This window comes from Hyphomicrobiales bacterium (assembly GCA_039989895.1).
Classification (GTDB): Bacteria; Pseudomonadota; Alphaproteobacteria; order Rhizobiales; family JACESI01; genus JACESI01.
The window spans coordinates 40,878-54,968 of sequence record JBDXGY010000006.1 but is presented as its reverse complement, the minus strand read 5'-3'; the positions used below and the strand labels follow the sequence as shown (position 1 = coordinate 54,968).

The 14,091-nt window shown below is 48.7% G+C and carries 12 protein-coding genes and 1 pseudogene; 5 read left to right on the top strand and 8 right to left on the bottom strand.

Annotated elements, in window-relative coordinates; translation table 11 throughout:
* The first annotated feature begins 215 nt into the window (after nt 1–215).
* The 3 genes from groES (at nt 216) to ABJ081_06825 (ending at nt 2,950) form a co-directional block, all read left to right on the top strand.
* Nucleotides 216–503 carry a co-chaperone GroES gene (gene groES / locus ABJ081_06835; GenBank protein MEP6356378.1) on the top strand — a complete coding sequence of 96 codons (288 nt, stop codon included), beginning with the start codon at nt 216–218 and terminating at the stop codon, nt 501–503.
* 50 nt (nt 504–553) lie between these two features.
* Nucleotides 554–2,197 (top strand): chaperonin GroEL, encoded by a 1,644-nt coding sequence (gene groL / locus ABJ081_06830; GenBank protein ID MEP6356377.1) that lies wholly within the window; start codon nt 554–556, stop codon nt 2,195–2,197.
* 102 nt (nt 2,198–2,299) lie between these two features.
* Nucleotides 2,300–2,950 carry a hypothetical protein gene (locus ABJ081_06825; GenBank protein ID MEP6356376.1) on the top strand — a complete coding sequence of 217 codons (651 nt, stop codon included), beginning with the start codon at nt 2,300–2,302 and terminating at the stop codon, nt 2,948–2,950.
* A gap of 153 nt (nt 2,951–3,103) precedes the next feature.
* Here the strand turns inward: ABJ081_06825 and hisG are convergent.
* From hisG to ABJ081_06800, 5 genes and pseudogenes are all read right to left on the bottom strand, one after another.
* Nucleotides 3,104–3,757, bottom strand: a pseudogene (gene hisG / locus ABJ081_06820) (ATP phosphoribosyltransferase).
* A complete protein-coding gene (locus ABJ081_06815) occupies nt 3,754–4,836 on the bottom strand; it encodes an ATP phosphoribosyltransferase regulatory subunit (protein MEP6356375.1) in 1,083 nt (360 codons plus the stop codon). The pseudogene hisG and the gene ABJ081_06815 overlap by 4 nt, the downstream one beginning before the upstream one ends.
* 2 nt (nt 4,837–4,838) lie before the next feature.
* Nucleotides 4,839–6,392, bottom strand: a complete 1,554-nt coding sequence (gene hisS, locus ABJ081_06810; protein ID MEP6356374.1) for a histidine--tRNA ligase — start codon at nt 6,390–6,392, stop codon at nt 4,839–4,841.
* Nucleotides 6,393–6,468: 76 nt separating this feature from the next.
* Nucleotides 6,469–7,086, bottom strand: a complete 618-nt coding sequence (locus tag ABJ081_06805; protein MEP6356373.1) for a DNA-3-methyladenine glycosylase I — start codon at nt 7,084–7,086, stop codon at nt 6,469–6,471.
* A 58-nt stretch (nt 7,087–7,144) separates the two neighbouring features.
* Nucleotides 7,145–7,882: a protein phosphatase CheZ gene (locus ABJ081_06800; protein MEP6356372.1), complete on the bottom strand. Its 738-nt coding sequence runs from the start codon at nt 7,880–7,882 to the stop codon at nt 7,145–7,147.
* A 234-nt stretch (nt 7,883–8,116) separates the two neighbouring features.
* Between ABJ081_06800 and ABJ081_06795 the strand changes: the two genes are divergently transcribed.
* Nucleotides 8,117–8,905 carry a DUF2927 domain-containing protein gene (locus tag ABJ081_06795; protein ID MEP6356371.1) on the top strand — a complete coding sequence of 263 codons (789 nt, stop codon included), beginning with the start codon at nt 8,117–8,119 and terminating at the stop codon, nt 8,903–8,905.
* Between the two features lie 207 nt (nt 8,906–9,112).
* The gene (locus tag ABJ081_06790; protein ID MEP6356370.1) at nt 9,113–9,895 is read left to right on the top strand and encodes a L,D-transpeptidase; all 783 of its coding nucleotides are present in this window, start codon (nt 9,113–9,115) and stop codon (nt 9,893–9,895) included.
* A gap of 70 nt (nt 9,896–9,965) precedes the next feature.
* Here ABJ081_06790 and glcF read toward each other — a convergent pair whose 3' ends face one another.
* The 3 genes from glcF to ABJ081_06775 are packed head-to-tail and all read right to left on the bottom strand — an operon-like array spanning nt 9,966 to nt 13,984.
* Entirely contained in the window at nt 9,966–11,330 is a 1,365-nt protein-coding gene (gene glcF, locus ABJ081_06785; protein MEP6356369.1) for a glycolate oxidase subunit GlcF, read from the bottom strand.
* Nucleotides 11,331–11,342: 12 nt separating this feature from the next.
* Nucleotides 11,343–12,530, bottom strand: a complete 1,188-nt coding sequence (locus ABJ081_06780; GenBank protein ID MEP6356368.1) for an FAD-binding protein — start codon at nt 12,528–12,530, stop codon at nt 11,343–11,345.
* A complete protein-coding gene (locus ABJ081_06775; protein ID MEP6356367.1) occupies nt 12,527–13,984 on the bottom strand; it encodes an FAD-linked oxidase C-terminal domain-containing protein in 1,458 nt (485 codons plus the stop codon). The genes ABJ081_06780 and ABJ081_06775 overlap by 4 nt, the downstream gene beginning before the upstream one ends.
* Nucleotides 13,985–14,091: the final 107 nt, after the last annotated feature.

Sequence of the window (14,091 nt, the reverse complement as noted above, 5' to 3'; positions counted from 1 at the left end):
TGCCGACGCCAAGAATACGCTCTCTCCTGCATTAAGCATGGCGGCGTAAAGTGCTTGCGCGAGGATAAAACATCGCTAAATACTCCTTGACATCTATCTGCTTAATCAATACTTCAATGCAACGTTAGCACTCATGGTTCTTGAGTGCTAACTGATTAGTACCTGCCCACGAGTAAGTTCAAGTGGGCCATATTCAACAAAGAGGAAATGCGAACATGAAGTTTCGTCCCCTACACGATCGTGTCGTTGTTCGTCGCGTCGATTCTGAAGAGAAAACGGCTGGCGGCATTATCATTCCAGACACAGCCCAAGAAAAACCAATGGAAGGCGAAGTAATCGCCGCAGGCAATGGCGCACGTGACGATAGCGGCAATGTTGTTGCGCTAGACGTTAAAGCTGGCGACCGTATTTTGTTCGGCAAATGGTCCGGTACAGAAGTAAAAATCGACGGCGAAGACCTGCTGATCATGAAAGAAAGCGACATTATGGGCGTGGTCGGTTAATTCCGGACACCTTATTCAACGCTTTTCATAACTAATTTTGGAGTAGCCCAATGGCTAAAGAAGTAAAATTCAGTTCAGACGCACGCGACGCTATGCTGCGCGGCGTGGACGTTCTTGCAAATGCTGTAAAAGTAACACTCGGCCCTAAAGGTCGTAACGTAATTCTCGATAAATCTTTCGGCGCACCACGCATCACAAAAGATGGTGTTTCTGTTGCTAAAGAAATCGATCTTGAAGATAAATTTGAAAACATGGGCGCACAAATGGTGCGTGCAGTGGCTTCAAAAACAAACGACACAGCTGGCGATGGCACAACAACTGCTACCGTTCTTGCTCAAGCAATCGTTAAAGAAGGCGTAAAAGCCGTTGCCGCTGGCATGAACCCAATGGACCTCAAGCGCGGCGTTGATATGGCTGTGTCTGATGTTGTTGCGTCATTGGTTTCCACATCAAAAACCATCACAACATCTGAAGAAGTTGCACAAGTGGGCACAATTTCAGCAAACGGCGACACACAAATCGGCCAAGACATTGCTGAAGCAATGCAAAAAGTCGGCAACGAAGGTGTCATCACTGTTGAAGAAGCAAAATCACTTGAGTCAGAACTCGAAGTTGTTGAAGGCATGCAGTTCGACCGTGGTTACCTGTCTCCTTATTTTGTAACAAACTCTGAGAAAATGCTCACAGATTTGGAAGACCCATACATTCTCTTGCACGAGAAAAAACTTTCAAACCTACAAGCAATGCTTCCAATTCTTGAAGCAACTGTTCAATCTTCACGTCCACTTCTCATCATCGCTGAAGATGTTGAAGGTGAAGCTCTTGCAACACTCGTTGTGAACAAACTACGCGGCGGCCTTAAAGTTGCTGCTGTTAAAGCCCCTGGTTTTGGTGATCGTCGTAAAGCAATGCTTGAAGACATCGCAATTCTAACAGGCGGTACAGTGATCTCTGAAGAAGTTGGTGTGAAACTGGAATCAGTAACACTCGACATGCTTGGCACAGCCAAGAAAGTCTCCATCTCTAAAGAAAACACAATCATCGTTGATGGTGCTGGCGCTAAAGAAGAAATTCAAGGACGCGTTGCGCAGATCAAATCTCAGATTGAAGACACAACATCTGATTATGATCGTGAAAAACTTCAAGAGCGTCTTGCTAAACTCGCAGGCGGCGTAGCCGTTCTTCGTGTTGGCGGCTCATCTGAAGTTGAAGTGAAAGAGAAAAAAGACCGTGTTGATGATGCATTGAACGCAACTCGTGCGGCCGTTGAAGAAGGTATCGTACCTGGTGGTGGCGTTGCTCTTATGCGTGCTTCACTCGATATCAAAGCTGAAGGCTCAAATGCTGACCAAGTAGCTGGTATCAACATTGTACGCCGTGCGCTTCAAGCTCCGATCCGTCAAATTTCTGAAAATGCAGGCGACGAAGGCTCTATCGTTGTTGGAAAAATCACCGACAGCAAGTCTGCAACATTTGGTTATAACGCCCAATCAGGCGAATATGGCGATATGATCGAAATGGGCATCGTTGACCCAATGAAAGTTGTCCGTTCAGCTCTTCAAGATGCGGCTTCTGTTGCATCACTTCTCATCACAACCGAAGCCATGGTTGCTGATGCCCCAGAACAAGGCGGCGCTGGCGCACCTGCAATGCCTGACATGGGCGGTATGGGTGGCATGGGCGGCATGATGTAGCCCCAAGCACTATGATTGAATTTAAGGGGCGCTTTTGCGCCCCTTTTTTATTGCACCGTTTTTATTTATAACGAAGCAATTACTCCTTTTTGGGATTCCCACATGTTGGTACTTGCCGTCACGCTAAGTTTGATCTGGATGTTATTATTCTGGCGCGTAACGCGCTATCCATCTCAGTCTTTCGGTAAATTGCTGTTTGGGGTTGCGGCCTGCTTTATCGCCGTCATTCTCAGCAGCCCCGAACTATGGCAGAGCTTTTATAACGCCGATCGATACGATGGTTTTTATGACCTCAACACAATGGGCCGCGCCGGCGTCATTCTCATCAGCACAGCGTCAATCATTCTCTTTTTTGTTTTGCTCGCCTTTAAAACGCGGTGGATTTTACAGCACACACAATCCAATTTAACCGCCCGCATTTTCGCCCTGATAGCCGATTGCATCATCAGCTTAGCGCTCTTCGGTTTTCTCTTTTCTCTCACGCCACAGCTTTATTACACGCTCTATCAATTTGTATTTGATGGCCTACCAAATCAAGTTGTTATCAAGTCTGTTTTCAATTGGGAGAAACTTCTTACTATTGCCCAGCTCAAAGCAGATGATACCTTCTCTCACCAATTATCTGGCATCGCGCTTTTGGCAATCATTCCCTTCACAACATGGCTACATGGTATGCACCGAACATGGCAGAAGGAAAGTATAGCGCTCACGATTGTCGCGGTTTTAACGCTTCAATATGCAACTATTTTTTGAGCAAGCCATTACTCAAAACCAGTCTTAGAATTAAATGCTGGCCTTAAACCGCGCGGCGCTATCTCTCGCAGCATCCAAAGCAGCCTCATCAGATGTCGCTTTGCTCAGGCTCTCAGAAATCGCCTCAACCATGCTTGCTGCAAGGCCGATTTTATCATTGCTCCATGCGGCTGTGCGCGAGGAGAAAAGATTAGCTTGTGAACGCAAAATGACGCCATCATCGAGCATCTTTAGATTATTGGCCGTGAGCGTGGACCCTGTGGAGGTGATATCCACGATGACATCGGCAAGACCAGCCGCCGGTGCGCCTTCGGTCGCGCCCAGACTTTCGACAATGCGATAGGTGGCAATGCCGTGTCCTGCAAAAAAGCGTTGTGTCAGGTTCCAGTATTTTGTCGCAATGCGCAAACGCCGCCCATAGCGCGCGCGAAAGCCTGCTGCCACATCATCGAGATCTTCCATGGAGGTGACATCGATCCAGCTCTCTGGCAAGGCCACCACAACATCAGCATGGCCAAAGCCAAGCGGCTGAAGCTGGCAGGTGACCGCATCATATTGAGCGATATTTTCCTTCACCAAATCCTCGCCCGTCACCCCAAGGTGAACCTTGCCACGGGCAAGCTCGCGCGCGATCTCGGAGGCTGAAAGAAAAGCAACCTCGATATTCTCTTGACCTTCAACTATGCCGCGATAATTACGCGCACCAAAGGGCGATGCGACAGTGAAACCAGCAGCCCCCAATATCTCTTCGGTCTTTTCCTTCAGTCGCCCTTTTGAAGGAATGGCGATGATAAGCTTATCACTCATGATGCACCCCCTTCGCGGCAACGCTCAAGCCATAGCGAAAAGCCGACCGCTGGCATGGCTTTATCGCCCAGCATTTCGGTCAAGCCATCATAACGCCCACCGCCTGCAAGCGGTCCTTTGGCGCGATTGTTGGCGTCATAAATTTCAAAAACGAAGCCCGTATAATAATCAAGCCTGCGGCCAAAGCTCGCACTAAAGGTGATCTCAGCATCAAGGCCTTGCAGTCCTTTTGCACGCGCATCATAGCCCGCGATTGCACCGGCAAAATCAATGCCGTTTTCTTCGCCAAACCGCGTCATCGTGTCGCCCACCTTTTCGCTCGCGCATTCAAGGGCGAGAAAATGCCGACAAATCTCAGTGACCGTTGTCGAGACAGAAACCTGCTCGTTACGCTTTTTCAAAAACCGCTGCGCGATCTCATCAGCCGTGCGCCCACCAGCGCCCATCATGCCGTGGGCCTGCATCATGGCACTGACTTCTTCGGTTAGAGCGGCGCTATCGTCTGTTTTGAAATCATTGCTTGCGACCACGGGGGCGCTCACCATGCGCTTTAACATCGCCTCCACAAGATCCGCATCACCAAAGGCGCGGGTTAGGCGTTCGCGCCAAATTTCTGGCAAGCCAACAGGCGTGACCAGCGCATTGAAAAAAGCCGGATCACCCATTTGCACAACCGGTTTAATGTCGCCACCACCACTGGCACCAAGCGCGCGCACGGCGTCTAACGCAAGGCGCACCATATCAGCATCGGCTTTGGCAAAATCCGCCTCGCCTAAGGCTTCAACACCTGCCTGCTCAAATTCTTGTGGCTTATCATCGCGTCCTTCTGTCGCCTGACGAAACACGCTGCCTGAATAGTGATAACGCGCCGCCTCGCCTTTGTGCTCCAGACAAACCGGAATGGTGAATTCAGGGCGAAGGCACAGGGTCTCTCCCTTCGCGCCTTGCGTCACGAATAAGCTCTTGCGAAACGCTTCACCGGCCGCGTTTAAAAACGGGTCTGCCGGTTGCAGCACAGATGGCTCAATGCCTGTGCAGCCAGCGCTTTCAAATAAAGTGGTGAGAGCCTCGGTTTTCATGCCTAAGCCGCACCTTGCGCTTTAAGCAGCTCGCGGACTTTTGCGACAAGATCAGCTTCATCAATTGCAAACTGGCCGGGGCGGGTCTCGCGCCATTCTTCATTTGATTCAATCGCCTCAGCTTGCTTGCGACCCTCGATCAAATCTTTGATCTGTAGCTTGCCGTTCGCACGCTCTTCCGAGCCTTGAATGATAGCAATCGGACAACCGCGCTTATCGGCATATTTCAGCTGATTGCCAAGTTTATGATTAGCATTGCCTTGATACATCTCGGCACGAATGCCTTCGGCGCGTAATTGCTGCACCATTTTTTGATATTGGCCGAGGCTTTCCGTGTCGCCGTCCATAACGGTGACGAGCACAGGGGCGATGACATGTGAGGTATTGAGCTTCCCGAGATTTTTCAGCGCCGTCATCAAGCGTGACACACCGATGGAAAAACCAGTGGCCGGCACATCGCGGCCCGTGAAGCGTTTGATAAGACCATCATAACGCCCACCACCGCCGACAGAACCAAACTGAACCTTCTCGCCTTTTTCATTTGTCACATCGAAAAGAAGCTCAGCCTCATAGACCATGCCTGTGTAATATTCGAGACCACGGACGACGGAGGGATCGATTTTAATGCGGTCAGAAGCGTAGCCGCTATTTCGGCATAGTTTTTGTAGCGTGCTAAGTTCTTGGAAACCTGTTGAGTATAAATCAGATTCTCCTGTTTTCTGACCTTCAATTTTTTTAGCCATCAATCTGACACCAACGTCAGCACCATATGATGCTGCCAACCGGCCATCATCAGTTTCTTCAAAATCTACTGTGATAAGCTTTATCAACTCTAATATAGATTCTTCATCCAGCTTCGCGCCCTCAGTAAAGTCCCCACTATCATCCTTGCGGCCTTCTCCGAGAAGCTGCTTCACGCCTTCAACACCAAACTTATCTAGCTTATCAATCGCACGAAGAACCGTCAGGCGATCTTCTGCATTCACATCACCGCCAAGGCCGATGGCTTCCATCACGCCATCAAGCACTTTGCGGTTGTTGACACGAATGACATATTGCCCCTTCAAGCCCAGCGCTTCCATGGTGTCGGCCATCATCATGCACATTTCGGCATCTGCCTGCACACCCGGTGCGCCGACACTATCGGCGTCAAATTGCATGAACTGGCGAAAACGACCCGGCCCCGGTTTTTCATTGCGGAAGACATAGCCAGAACGATAGGAGCGGAAAGGAAGCTGAATCTCATTGATGTTTTCTGCCACATGACGCGCAAGCGGCGCGGTCATATCATAGCGCAGGCTCATCCATTGCTCATCATCATCTTGCACCGAGAACACACCCGCATTCGGGCGGTCTGTGTCTGGCAGAAATTTGCCCAAACAATCAGTATATTCAAACATCGGCGTTTCCACCGGATCAAAGCCATAACGCTCATAAACCTCGCGAATTTTCGCGAGCATCTCATCGCTCGCGCGGATATCATCCGATGAACGATCAACAAAGCCACGCGGCAAGCGGGCTTTTGGCTTTTTCGGTTTTTTCTTTTTATCGGACATGATCAATCACGGGTGCTTTCAAGCGGTCATAATTCTTGGCGCTTTCCTAGCCGATCAGAGGAGTGGCGGCAAGCTTTCAAGTTTTTATTGGCCGTTTTAATTGAGCACGCTTTTCCTCAATGATCGCGCGGCAAAAACAATCGTCCACATGATCGTTGACCAGACCCATCGCCTGCATGAAGGCATAAACCGTGGTCGGGCCAACAAAAGACCAGCCGCGTTTTTTCAAATCTTTCGAAATCTTTGTCGATGTTTCCGTGTAAGCGGGAATATTATCCTTGGTGATTTTCATTGGGCGGCCAATTTGCGCCTCTTCTTCAAAACCCCAAAAATAGACAGCGAGCGAGCCAAACTCTTGTTGCAGCTCCAACGCCCGATTTGCATTGTTGATTGTCGATTTAATCTTGCCACGGTGGCGGATAATACCCGCATCCAAAACCAGCCGCTCAACGTCTGCATCCGTAAAGGCCGCGACCGTGGCAATATCAAAGCCTTTGAATGCAGCGCGGAAATTTTCGCGCTTGCGCAATATGGTCAGCCATGAGAGGCCCGATTGAAATCCCTCTAAACACACCTTCTCAAAAAGCCGCGTGTCATCAACAACCGGATGGCCCCATTCCTCATCATGATAGCGGATATAGTCAGCATCATCATTTGGCCACCAGCAGCGAATGGGGTTTTTATTATTATCCATAAAAAATGCCTCCGTCTTATCAACGGAGGCACACTAACTTATTTCAAATGATTTTGCTCTAACTAAACATATCGTCGATGTCGCCCTGTGAGGCTGTGTTATCATCTTCTTCCATGGCTGGGCCATTAAGAAGTTTTGAGTCTCCATCGCGACCAATCGCCTCGTCCGCATCAACTTCATCGAAGGAATCGCTGCCACCCCAGATTTCAATCATCTTATCTGTGCGTTCTGAAACGAAGCGCAGGACATTAACAACCTTATTGATACGCTGACCCGTGATATCTTGGAAGTTACACGCTTCATAAACCGTCAAAATTTGTTCTTGAATGTTTGAAGCAAGAAGCCCCTCGTCACCAGCGAGTGAATCGGCGAGCACAGTTGCATCTCGTTCAATGTGTTCGATCGCTGTCAAAATTTGGTTTGTTGCAGCCTCTGTTCCTTTAACCACAGCATCCAGCTCATCAACTGGGCGGGCGTGCTCTGTATCAAAACCAACAGAAGAAATTGTTGCAATTTCTTTTTTCGTTTTTGAAATCGCTCCATAAATTTCGTCTAATTCCGCTTTAAGGCTCAACGCTTCAGTCAAATTACTATTCTGTTTAATCACGGGCGCTGATTCAGATGCACCACCGTTAGGCTCTTCACCACCTTGCATGTCAGGACAAATATGGGCACGCAGAAGAGAAATCTCCGACATGATTTTCTCGTACATTTCCACGGTTATACCGTCCGCTGCCGCTGGCGTTGCCTCAGCAGGTGCATTCATTGTTTCAAATTTGTAAAGCTTAGCTTTCATCGTCAAACACCCTTTCTAGATTAAGTTTAAATTGCCACTTAAGCGTTAAACCGAGATTAACTACCAAAGGCCAAAGACACTTATTTTTCATGATCTTCTCATCAAAATGAGGATGGATAACGTACGGCTCTTGATTTGATCACACCTGTGTGAGATACTTCTCTCAGGCATAACATCAGGGTTTTGGCTGTTTTCGTAAGAAAGTAGCGGGTTTGTTATGAGCGGGATGTTAAAGTGAGCGATCAAAAATCCGACAAAGAACTCTCATTTATCACTAGCCATTTTTCTTACCGTATTCGTCTTTTTCTCTATAGCTTGGCTCTGTTTATCGCGGCAGCCTTCATGAGCCAGCCCTCGTTCGCTGGGTCAAATGATGTCGACGTTAAAATAGCCCAGCGCGATTTTATGCGCATCATGCTATCTGCAGAATTTGGCGGTAATACCAAGTTTGCCAACTCTATCAAAAAATATGATACGAGCGTTCGCTTTGCGATCATCAATCATGCAAAATTGGACCGTCGCCCAGCTGTTCGAAGTTTTATTTGGGAATTACCACAAAAAATCAAAGGCTTAAAAGCTTCGGTTGTTTCAAATCCTGATAAGGCCAATTTCCGAATTCATGTTGTTGATAAGAACCAATATGCTGCAGTTATGCGCAAAGATATCCTTAAAAATAAGAACGCAAAAGTTCACGGCCAATGCTTTGTCCGCGTCTCACCCGGAAAACAAAAGGGCATCAGTGCAACTGATGTTGTGATCGTGTCTGACAGAGACGAGCGAACATTTAATCGCTGCCTTGTTGAAGAAGTTTTACAAGGCCTTGGTCCACTCGCTGACAAAGGGCATAAAGGATATAGCGTTTTCAATTCAGCATCCAAGCATCACAGTTTTACGCTGCATGACCGCGTCTTGCTCAATGCCCTTTATGATCCACGCATTAAGGCAGGTATGTCTAAGAAGCAGGTCAAAAAAATCATATCAAATGTCATACGTGATTGTATTGCCCGTCTCCAGCCGTCTTGAGCCATATCAATGATGGCGGGCTTTTGCGCTAAGAATTCATTAACCCAATACGCAAACATATCAGTAACCTTAATCTATAATTTGCCGCTCACATGAGCGTGAGATAGCCTTTTGTTTACCCATTAAAACAGTATTTACCCTAGCCTCTTCTTAGTTGACACGGGTTACTGTGTCTTATTGTTCGACGATTAGTAGAGAGTACGTCATATGTTTGGAAAATGGTTTAGCCGGTCAGCTTTGGCTGGTATTGGTATTATAATCGCAGGTTCACTTTTATCAGCACCTGCAGCACAAGCAGGCAGCCGCTACGCGGAAGCCCCTCCAGTTGTTTTAAGCCCTGATCTCACAGAGCCATGGCAGTTGCAACTCACCACGCCAAAGCGCGCGAAGGTGGTAACTCGCTCAACAAGATCTTACACCCCCACTAAGAAGAAGAGAAAAGCAGCTAAAAAACGCTCCATTAAACGCAAGCTTGCCCTCAGTTCAGGGGCACAAAGCCAAAGACGCGCAACACAGCAACGCCGCCAAAGCCTTGCCCCGCGCTTTCTCCCCCAGCAGGTTGAATATAATACCAAGCACAAACCAGGCACCATCATTATTGATACGAAAAGCCGCTACCTCTATCTTGTGCAGGCGAATGGTGAAGCACGTCGTTATGGCGTGGGTGTTGGCAAACAAGGCTTTGGCTGGACAGGCACAGAGCGTGTAACACGCAAAGCTAAATGGCCATCATGGACGCCACCAAAATCAATGATTGCTCGTGAAAGAGCTAAAGGCCGCATCCTACCAAACTTCATGCCCGGCGGACCGGAAAATCCAATGGGTGCACGCGGCATCTATCTCGGTTCAACGCTTTACCGCATCCACGGTACAAATGCGCCATGGACAATCGGTCAAGCTGTATCATCAGGTTGTTTCAGAATGCGCAATCAAGATGTTCAAGATCTATATGATCGCGTGAGAGTTGGCGTAAAGGTTGTTGTAATTTAAACAACACAACTCATTATAAAATTCAAAAGGCGCCATTCGATACAAAGAGTGGCGCTTTTTTATTTGGCTTTTATTCTGCCGCCTCAGACATAACCAATTTTTTCTGATCCAATCCGCGTTCGACAAGCACAGCGGGAGCAGCGCCTCCATAAATCCAGTTCAACAGCTCAATCGTATGAACAATAGGAATGTCGGCACCATCTTCCTTCATGCCTGCAGATATCTGGGTAATGCAACCAATGTTGCCGGTTGCGATCGCGTCGGGCTTGGTGCTCTTGATGTTATTGACTTTACGCTCACGCAAGCCGCCCGCAATCTCGGGCTGCATGATGTTGTAGGTACCTGCAGAGCCGCAGCACAAATGCCCCTCAGGCACATCGGCGACGCGGAAGCCCGCCCCGCGCAAAAGATTCTTCGGCTGCATGGTGATTTTTTGACCATGCTGCATCGAACAGGCTGAATGATAAGCAACCTTTATGCTGGGAATGAATGATGGTTTAGGCAGTCTGATCTCATTCAGATATTCCGTGATGTCTTTGGCAAGCGCCACAACCTTGGCCGCCTTGGCAGCATAGGCTTTATCATCACGCAGCATGTGGGCGTAATCTTTGATCGTTGTGCCGCAGCCAGACGCGGTGATGATGATGGCATCAAGCCCCTCGCCCTCAATCTCAGCTGTCCATGCATCAATATTTTTGCGCGCCGCATCAAGAGCTGGGTCTTCTTTGCCCATGTGATGAACCAATGCACCGCAACAGCCCTCACCTTTTGGCAACACAACTTCAATCGCAAGCCGGTTTAAAAGCGAGATCGTGGCCTCATTAATGCTTGGTTGAAGCACCGGCTGCGCGCAGCCTGTGAGAATTGCCACACGCGCTTGTCTTTCCACGATCGGCGAATAGGTTTTAGGCCCCATGACCTTAGTCTTCATTGGTAGCGATGCCGGTGCAAGATCAAGCATGGCACCAAACCGCTTCAAAGGAGCTATGGATTTCATGATACCAGCAAATGGCTTGCCGAGTTTAGCAAGACTGGTCGCTGCCCTAAATCTCTCTGGATAAGGCAGCACAGCTGCCAATATGCCACGGATTAATCGATCCATCACAGGGCGTTTATATGTCTTTTCAATATGCGAACGCGCATGGTCGACCAAGTGCATATAATGTACACCTGAAGGACATGTGGTCATGCAGGAAAGGCAGGAAAGGCACCGGTCAATATGTTTCACCGTTTTCTCATCAGCTGCACGATCGTTTTCGAGCATATCCTTGATTAAATAAATCCGCCCGCGCGGACTGTCCAACTCATCGCCAAGGGTTACATATGTCGGGCATGTGGCAGTGCAAAATCCGCAATGTACACATGTGCGCAAGATTTTTTCGGAATGAGCAACATGACTATCCTCAAGCTGTTCCGACGTGAAGTTTGTTTGCATTTATCTTAACTCCTAAACGCCCGCGACCATAAGACCAGGGTTTAATAAATGATCCGGATCAAAGCTTTGTTTGATGCCACTAGAAAGCGTTGCGAGAGGTGTCGGTTGCGGTTCAAACACATCAATCTTCGCGCGCAGTTCTGGTGAGCCACGCACCAATGTTGCATAGCCATCAGCTGCATTAACCGCATTGCGAATGGTCTCTTCACCCGCATCATCTTCTTCATCAACCGCAAGCCAAACAAGGCCGCCGGACCAGTCGAAATAATAGGCGCAATCAACAGTCTGTTTAATCACCTCGACCGTGTTTGGTGCTGATGTTGGGCGCACGGATAGCTTCCAGATCGCCTTGTCGCGTGGCTGTGCTAAAAACTCAACATCACGAATTTCCGTCCATATGACGTCATGCTCATAGCCTTCAATTTTTGTAGTATTGCCAAAATCCGCGAGAGCTTTTTTTAACTCTGCCAAGCGGTAGTCCACCTGTTTTGAAAAACCTTCAACCCGTATCAAGGTTCTAGCCACGTCTGCCCCAACGCCTGCTGGCAGATGCGCGAGGGCCGTGGGCTCAAACGGTGTTCCTGCAGCGTGACATAACGCACTTACACCAAGCTCATCACTCAGGCCTTCTATCATCAAAGTTGCTTCTCGTTCAGGCGTGGGCAATAGCTTGAACGTTACCTCGGTCAATAATCCCAATGTACCCCAAGCGCCCGCTTGTAGTTTTACCAAGTCAAGCCCGGTGACATTTTTCATGACGCGACCACCGTTCTTGATGATCTCACCCTTGCCGTTGACAAAACGCACGCCAATGAGGCTATCACGGGCAGCACCGGCGAATATGCGGCGAGGCCCAGAAATATTACCAGCCACCACCGCGCCAATCGTCGGCTCTCCCTCAAGCCCCAAAAGATTTCGGTGGTCCATGGGCTCAAATGTGAGCATCTGATTATTATCTGCGAGCTTCTTCTTCACTTCAGACAACGGCGTACCTGCCTTTGCAGAAATCACCATTTCACTTGGCTCGTAAAGAGTGATGCCTGACAGAGCCGAGGTTGAAAGTGATGCATCAGCATTCATTGTTCGGCCAATGGTCGAGCGTGTTCCTCCGCCAAGGATGCGCAACGATGTCTTCGTGGATTTTGCCGCAAAGACAACCTTGGCTGCTTCTTCTTCACTCTTCGGGGTAAAGGTCGTCATGCCGCAGCCTTATCTTTTTTCTTGGCCCGCGATTCAAGCGGGAAAACTTTTGCAGGATTCATGAGCCATGATGAGTCAAAAACCGCGCGCACGGCCATTTGCTGATCAAGGTCTACCTGATCGAACTGATGTAACATCAAATCGCGTTTTTCAATGCCGACCCCATGCTCACCCGTGAGACAGCCACCCACATCAACACAAAGTTTCAAAACATCATCGCCAGCAAGATGCGCCTTGCGGCTTTCCTCAGGGTCATTGCAATTGTGCAAAATCAATGGATGCATGTTGCCATCGCCAGCATGAAAAACATTGGCGCAGCGAAGGCCATAATGATCGATAATCTCGCCTGTTTTTTTCAAAACATAATCAAGCTGTGACAAAGGCACAGTACCATCCATGCAGATGTAGTCAGCCACGCGACCAGTTGCGCCAAAGGCGGATTTGCGCCCTTTCCAAATCGCGGCAGCTTCCATGGCAGATTGGCTTTCCTTGACCGTTGTCACACTATGCTTGCGGGCAATCGCGATGATCTTTTCAAGCATCGCATTCATTTCATCTTCTGATCCTTCAACCTCAACGATAAGCAGTGCTTCAGCATCAAGAGGATAACCAGCATTGGCAAATTCTTCACAGATGTGGATCGCTTCCTTGTCCATATATTCAATGGCCACCGGTACGATGCCACCGCCAATAATATCGGCCACACATGCACCAGCCACAGTCGAGTCATCAAAGCCAAACAAAACAGGCCGCGCGCCTTCGGCTTTGCGCAAAATGCGCACGGTTGCTTCTGTGACAATACCAAGCTGCCCTTCGGAGCCGCATATTAAGCCCAAAAGATCATAACCCGACGCATCAAGGGCTTCACCGCCAATGTCTACGATTGAACCGTCGAGTAACACCATTTTGACGCCCATCAGATTGTTTGTCGTTACTCCGTATTTCAGGCAATGCGCTCCACCGGAGTTCATGCCGATATTGCCCGCGATCGTACAAGCAAGCTGAGATGAAGGGTCAGGGGCATAAAAGAACCCTTCAGGCCCCACATGATCAGAGACGCGCAAATTAGTGACGCCAGATTGAACCCGCGCAACACGATTTTGATAATCGACCGACAGAACTTGATTCATTTTAGAGACACCGATAACGACCGCATCTTCCTGCGGGATCGCGCCACCAGCAAGCGATGTGCCAGCACCACGAGGAATAACCGGGACACCTTCGCTTGAACAATATTTCATAACCGCGGCGGTCTGTGCTGTTGTCTCAGGCAAAACGACAGCCAATGGCACCCGACGATATGCAGTAAATGCATCTGTTTCATAGGGCACGAGTTCGCGCTCATCATAAATAAGGCTGTCTTCAGGCACCATCTGTGAAAGTGCGGATATAATTTTACCGCGCTTGGCCAAAATCAATGGGTCTGGTTCAAGGAGTTTTATCGTTGCCATAATATTCTCTTCATGTCGGATAAAAATGGATTGTCTTCGAATAGTAAGGAGACCACAAGGAGAAGCAGTAAAAAATACTGCTCATGCACGCTTCTTGCTATGATTATAGC

Bases quoted from the DNA above. Each gene is read 5' to 3' on its own strand.
- groES (MEP6356378.1), top strand. From the start codon at position 216: ATGAAGTTTCGTCCCCTACACGATCGTGTCGTTGTTCGTCGCGTCGAT.
- groL (MEP6356377.1), top strand. From the start codon at position 554: ATGGCTAAAGAAGTAAAATTCAGTTCAGACGCACGCGACGCTATGCTG.
- ABJ081_06825 (MEP6356376.1), top strand. From the start codon at position 2,300: ATGTTGGTACTTGCCGTCACGCTAAGTTTGATCTGGATGTTATTATTC.
- ABJ081_06815 (MEP6356375.1), bottom strand. From the start codon at position 4,836: ATGAAAACCGAGGCTCTCACCACTTTATTTGAAAGCGCTGGCTGCACA.
- hisS (MEP6356374.1), bottom strand. From the start codon at position 6,392: ATGTCCGATAAAAAGAAAAAACCGAAAAAGCCAAAAGCCCGCTTGCCG.
- ABJ081_06805 (MEP6356373.1), bottom strand. From the start codon at position 7,086: ATGGATAATAATAAAAACCCCATTCGCTGCTGGTGGCCAAATGATGAT.
- ABJ081_06800 (MEP6356372.1), bottom strand. From the start codon at position 7,882: ATGAAAGCTAAGCTTTACAAATTTGAAACAATGAATGCACCTGCTGAG.
- ABJ081_06790 (MEP6356370.1), top strand. From the start codon at position 9,113: ATGTTTGGAAAATGGTTTAGCCGGTCAGCTTTGGCTGGTATTGGTATT.
- glcF (MEP6356369.1), bottom strand. From the start codon at position 11,330: ATGCAAACAAACTTCACGTCGGAACAGCTTGAGGATAGTCATGTTGCT.
- ABJ081_06780 (MEP6356368.1), bottom strand. From the start codon at position 12,530: ATGACGACCTTTACCCCGAAGAGTGAAGAAGAAGCAGCCAAGGTTGTC.